General features: G+C 49.0%; 4 protein-coding genes. 1 reads left to right on the top strand and 3 read right to left on the bottom strand.

Annotation, left to right across the window (positions count from 1 at the left end; translation table 11 throughout):
- From ACTHUE_RS09650 to ACTHUE_RS09640, 3 genes are all read right to left on the bottom strand, one after another.
- A partial coding sequence (locus tag ACTHUE_RS09650) for a TolC family protein (protein ID WP_440423364.1) occupies nt 1–467 on the bottom strand: 467 nt, incomplete at its 3' end.
- Between the two features lie 55 nt (nt 468–522).
- Nucleotides 523–3735 carry an efflux RND transporter permease subunit gene (locus ACTHUE_RS09645; protein ID WP_070829651.1) on the bottom strand — a complete coding sequence of 1071 codons (3213 nt, stop codon included), beginning with the start codon at nt 3733–3735 and terminating at the stop codon, nt 523–525.
- Between the two features lie 11 nt (nt 3736–3746).
- A complete protein-coding gene (locus tag ACTHUE_RS09640) occupies nt 3747–5015 on the bottom strand; it encodes an efflux RND transporter periplasmic adaptor subunit (protein WP_440361290.1) in 1269 nt (422 codons plus the stop codon).
- A 226-nt stretch (nt 5016–5241) separates the two neighbouring features.
- Here ACTHUE_RS09640 and mtrR point away from each other — a divergent pair, with 226 nt between their 5' ends.
- A complete protein-coding gene (mtrR, locus tag ACTHUE_RS09635; RefSeq protein ID WP_440361289.1) occupies nt 5242–5877 on the top strand; it encodes a multidrug efflux system transcriptional repressor MtrR in 636 nt (211 codons plus the stop codon).
- The last annotated feature ends 56 nt before the right edge of the window (nt 5878–5933 follow it).

Raw genomic sequence — 5933 nt, 5'->3', positions numbered from 1 at the left:
GCCACATTAAAATAACCTTGCAACGCGGCTTCGCTGGTGCTGCGGACACGGCCGAAGAGGTCAAGCTCATAAGAGGCTGCGCCCAAACCCACGCTGTATTGGCTGCTAACGCTGCCGCCACTCAAACTGCCTTGACGCGAACCTGTACCGCTGGCATTGACGGTTGGCAACAAATTATTACGCGCAATCATGTATTGCTTGCGGTAGATTTCCGCATTCAGCGCGGCTGTACGCAAATCGGTATTGCGTTCCAATGCGATGTCGATCAAGCGGTGCAGGCGCGGATCGGCAAAGTAGTCTTGCCAACCCAATTCAGCGGCGCGGATACCGTCGTCAACAGTGTCGTATTTAAACGTATCGGCAACGGCAACTTGAGGCTGCTCATATTTCGGCATCATGGTACAGGCCGACAAAGCCACAGCTGCGGCAACGGCGGTCAGTACAGGTTTGAATGTAATCTTCTTCATTTTAGAATCCTTTAGCATTTTGAGGCCGTCTGAAAATTTTCAGACGGCCTTTGCTTTAGTGCTTGTCTGAATCGTGTTTACCGTCTTCAATCATGCCGGCTTCAGCGGCGTGTTTGGCGGCCATCTCATGCTCGTGTGCGGTTTCTTTAAAGAATTTGCGCACAACCACATAGAACAAAGGCACAAGGAACACAGACAGAATCGTACCGATCAACATACCCCAGACCACGGTCGTACCAATCGCACGTTGGCTGGCGGAGCTGGCACCGCTGGCAACATAAAGCGGTACCACGCCCAAGATGAAGGCGAACGAGGTCATGATAATCGGACGGAAACGCAAGTGTGCGGCGGCAAGCGCAGCTTCAAGCGCGCTCTTGCCTTGCGCTTGCAGGTCTTTGGCAAACTCGATAATCAAAATCGCGTTTTTCGCACTCAAACCCATCACCGTAACGAAACCGACTTGGAAGTAGATATCGTTGGCGTATGCCGGAATACTGCCCAGCAGTGCTTCAAACATGTTACGACCGGTCACGCCCAATGCCGCGCCAATCAAGCCCAACGGAATCACAAGGATAACCGCCAACGGGATAGACCAGCTTTCGTACAAAGCAGCCAATACCAAGAATACAGCGGCAGCGGCCAATGCGTACAACACGACAGTTTGCGAGCCGCCTTTGGCCTCTTCACGAGACTGACCGCCCCACTCCAGACTGTAACCGCCGCCCATTTCATCAACCATTTGCTGTACCGCAGCCATTGCTTGGCCGGAAGATACGCCGCTGATAGGCGAGCCGGAGATCTCCATAGCGGGATAGCCATTGAAGCGGACGCTTTGTTCCATACCATTTTCCCAAGAAACAGTAGCAATGGTAGAAAGCGGTACGGCAACACCGGATTTGTTCGGCACAGTCAGGTTCAGAATATCGGCAGGCTGCATACGGGCACTCGCATCAGCTTGTACCATTACGCGTTGCAGACGGCCTTGATTCGGGAAGTCGTTGACATAAGACGAACCCAAAGAAGAAGCCAAGGCAGTACGGATATCAGAGAACGAAATACCTTGTGCGGCTGCTGCGGCACGGTTGATGTCGATTTTCAACTGCGGCGCATCTTCCAAACCGCTCGCACGAACGGTACTTGGGTTAAACAAACCGCTTTTACGCATTTTGTCAATCAACTCATTGCGCTTGGCCAACAATGCAGCATGGCCGCTGTTGTTACGGTCTTGCAGGTAAATCGTCAAGCCGGAGCCTGTACCCAATTCCATAATGGCAGGAGGCACAATCGCCAAACCGAAACCGTCTTTCAGCGTAGTCATCATCATACCGGTCAACTTACCGGAAATAGAAGTCGCATCGCTGCCCGGAGCAGTACGTTCGCTCCAGTCTTTCAGAATGACAAAGCCCAAAGCCATGTTTTGGCCGGAACCGCTAAAACTAAAGCCGGAAACGGTAATAATGTTCTCGATCTCAGGTATAGATTTTGCCAGCTGAGTGATTTGAGCCAAAGTTGCATCGGTACGCTCTTTGGTCGCGCCGGCAGGCAGCTGTACGCTCAACATCAAGTTACCTTGGTCTTCAGTCGGCAAGAAGGAAGTCGGCAGACGCATAAACAGGAATACGCCCACAACAGTCAAACCAATATAGACAACCATCATGCGCAAAGTCTTGCGCAAGACTTTGGCAACCCAGCCTTCGTAGCCGTGTGTCCAGCTGTCGAATTTTTTGTTAAACCAACCGAAGAAACCTTTTTTCTCTTCGTGATGACCCTTCTGAATCGGTTTGAGCATGGTGGCACATAATGCCGGAGTCAGCGTCAAGGCAAGGAATGCGGAGAATGCAATCGATGCCGCCATGGTCAAGGCAAACTGTTTGTAAATGTTACCTGTTGCACCGCTAAACATTGCCAGCGGAACAAATACGGACATCAACACGGCAGTAATACCAATCACCGCGCCGGAAATCCGACCCATCGCTTTTTTGGTTGCAGCCTTAGGCGACAGACCTTCACTCGCCATAATACGCTCAACGTTTTCAACGACCACAATCGCGTCATCGACCACAATACCGATCACCAATACCATCGCAAACATGGTCAATACGTTAATCGACATACCCATGTATGAGATAAAGGCAAAACCGCCCAACAGGGAAATCGGTACAACAATGGTCGGAATCAGCGTATAGCGGATGTTTTGCAGGAAGAGATACATCACTAAGAATACCAATACGATGGCTTCCAAAAGCGTATGGATCACTTTCTCAATCGAAATTTCCACAAATTTGGAAGTATCGTAAGGAACTTTCCAGCTCATGCCGTCTGGAAAATACTTCTGCAAAACTGCCATTTTTTCTTTCACGGCAGTCGCCGTTGCCAAAGCGTTACCGCTGTTGGACAGCATCACTGCCATACCGGTGGTATTCACGCCGTTCAAACGTGTGGAAGTAGAATAGTCCTGCATACCCAAGCTGACTTTGGCAACGTCTTTCAGATAGACATTAGAACCATCGGTATTGGATACCAAAATGATGTTGCCAAACTCTTCAGCAGTGCTCAGCTGACCTTGCGCCGTCACAGTTGCTGAAATAGTCTGACCTGCAGCCGCCGGCAAAGAACCGATAGAGCCTGCAGAAATTTGGATATTTTGTGTCGCAAGCGCATTGGTTACCGTAGCAAAAGACAGGTTGTAGTTTTGCAGTTTTTTCGGGTCAACCCAAATACGCATGGCGCGTTGCGCACCAAACAATTGTACCTGCCCTACCCCGTCGATACGCTGCAGTTCAGGAATGATATTGCGCTGGGCGTAATCGTTCATTTCCTCAATGGATTGCTTTTCAGAAGAAAGCATGACCACTTGCAAGAAGTTGGAACGCGCTTTAGATACGGTTACACCATATTGCTGTACGGTAGAGGGCAATGTGGACAACACTTCCGACAATTTGTTCTGCACGTCTACCTGCGCCAAATCTTCATTGGTTTCCGGTGTAAACGTCAGACTGACGCTGCCGCTGCCGCTGGAATTGGCAGAAGTCGTCATATAGTCCAAACCTTCCACACCGTACATATTACGTTCGATAACGGCCAGTACGCTGTCTTCCATTACCTGAGCAGAAGCGCCCGGATAAGTAGCGCGCAAAGTAATGGTCGGTGCAGCAACGGACGGATATTGGGAAATCGGCAGTTTTTGAATGCCGAAAATACCCGCTGCGATGATAAAAATCGCAATAACCCATGCAAAAATGGGGCGGTCAATAAAAAACTTAGACATTCACGCGTTCCTTATTTAGCTTCAGATGCAGCTTTAGCTTCAGGCTTGGCCTCGGATGCAGCCTGGCCATCTGAAACTGCCGGTGCTGCTGCCGCAGCACTTGCAGGCGGCGTCCATTCTTTCGGCGTTACCTGTTTAGCACCCGACATAGCGGCAATGCTGATGCCTTCAACAATCACTTTGTCGCCGTCTTTCAGGCCGTCTGTAATCACCCAATTGCTACCTTGCTGTTGGGCAATGGTCACGACACGCGCTTCCATTTCGCTCTTGTCATTCACCACCATCACCGTATCTTGCGAACCGCGGGTAACTGCTTGTTGCGGCACTACAAATGCATTATCCACTGCCACTTGTTCCATCAACACGCGCACATACAAGCCCGGCATCAAGATATTTTTGTCATTAGGAATAGCGGCGCGCAATGTAATTTGGCCGGTCGTTTCGTTAACAGTCGGATCTGCAAACAGCAGACGGCCTTTTTCAGGATAAACCGCACCATCGTCAAATTTGATGCCCACTTCAATCGCGCCGTTTGCCGCCAACAATTTGCCTTCTGCAACCTGTTGACGCAGTTTCATAACCTCACTGGCAGATTGGGTAACGTTGACATACATCGGGTTGGTTTGTTGGATGGTGGCCAAAACAGTGGTATCGCCGGCATTCAACAGCGTACCTTCAGAAACTTTAGATTGACCGATAAAGCCGGAAATCGGCGCAGTAATGCGGGAGCGGTTCAGGCTGATACCGGCAGATTTGATGGCTGCTTGAGCGGATTTGACGCCTGCTTCGGCTGAGCGCTTGGCGGTTACGGCCGCATCATATTCTTGTTGGCTGATGGCATCGGCGGCAACCAGCGGTTTGTAGCGGGCTAAGTCGGCATTCGCTTTAGCCAAAGTAGCTTGCGCACTCGCCAACTGGGCGTGTGCGCTTTCTAAGTTTGCTTCATAAGATGAGCTGTCGATTTGATATAAAGGCTGACCGGCTTGCACATAGCTGCCCTCTTGAAACAGGCGTTTTTGCAAAATACCGCCGACTTGGGCGCGAACTTCCGCAGTACGCAATGATTCCAGACGGCCCGGCAACTCGGTTGTCAATGCAACGGTTTCCGGATGTACAGTAACCACGCGGACTTCAGGCGCAGGTTGTTTTTGCTGTTGCTGACTGCCTTGCGCCTGTTGGCCGGCTGCTTTTTCATCACCTTTGCCGCAAGCGGAAAGTGCCAACGCAGTAGCTACTGCGATTGCCGCGACACGCATCATTTTAGAAGCATAAAGAGCCATAATTTTCCTATCTCTATGATAAATAAGGGTTTGACTGATTAAAAATTGCTTACTTTAATCTCATATTTCGCAAACAGAAATTGCCTGCTTTTATGAAAAACAGGCTGATTATATAGTGTTGAGAAACACTATCAAGTATTGAATTAAATTATACATACATTCTTGCATGTTCAGAAGTAATTTTTTATAATCCGAACCATAAATTTACATTCCCCACAAAACAACTATGAGAAGAACCAAAACCGAAGCCTTAAAAACCAAAGAATATCTCATGCTTGCCGCATTGGATACGTTTTATCAGAAAGGCATTGCCCGCACCTCGCTCAACGAAATCGCCCAAGCCGCAGGCGTAACGCGCGGCGCGCTGTATTGGCATTTCAAAAACAAAGAAGATTTGTTTGACGCCTTGTTCCAACGGATTTGCGACGACATCGAAAGCTGCATAAAAGAAGACTCGAACAATAATAACGAACAGGCTTGGTCAAGCTTCCGACTGACTCTGACCCGTTTTTTCGAGCGCCTGCAACACAACGAGCTTCACTATAAATTCCATAGCATTTTGTTTTTAAAATGCGAACACACCGAGCAAAACGAGGCGGTCATTGCCATCGCTAAAAAACACCAATCGCTATGGCGTGAAAAAATCGTTGCCGTTCTGACTGATGTGGTACAACAAAAAGCGTTGGCGGATAATTTAGATATCGACATGGCGGTCATCTTCATCAAGTCTTCATTAGACGGCTTGATTTGGCGCTGGCTTTCTTCAGGTCAAGGCTTCGATTTGGCGCAAACTGCCCCACGCATGATTGAAATCATCATTGATACATTGGAAAACCATCCGCAATTAAGAAAACAATCATAAACATCAAAAATAAAAGGCCGTCTGAAACATTAAAAGTTTCAGACGGCCTTTTGGTT

It is taken from the genome of Neisseria sp. P0021.S005, from assembly GCF_051956955.1.
Note: the sequence above shows the minus strand (reverse complement) of the source record. Positions and strands in the feature narration are given on the sequence as shown.

Bases quoted from the DNA above. Each gene is read 5' to 3' on its own strand.
- mtrR (WP_440361289.1), top strand. From the start codon at position 5,242: ATGAGAAGAACCAAAACCGAAGCCTTAAAAACCAAAGAATATCTCATG.
- ACTHUE_RS09640 (WP_440361290.1), bottom strand. From the start codon at position 5,015: ATGGCTCTTTATGCTTCTAAAATGATGCGTGTCGCGGCAATCGCAGTA.
- ACTHUE_RS09645 (WP_070829651.1), bottom strand. From the start codon at position 3,735: ATGTCTAAGTTTTTTATTGACCGCCCCATTTTTGCATGGGTTATTGCG.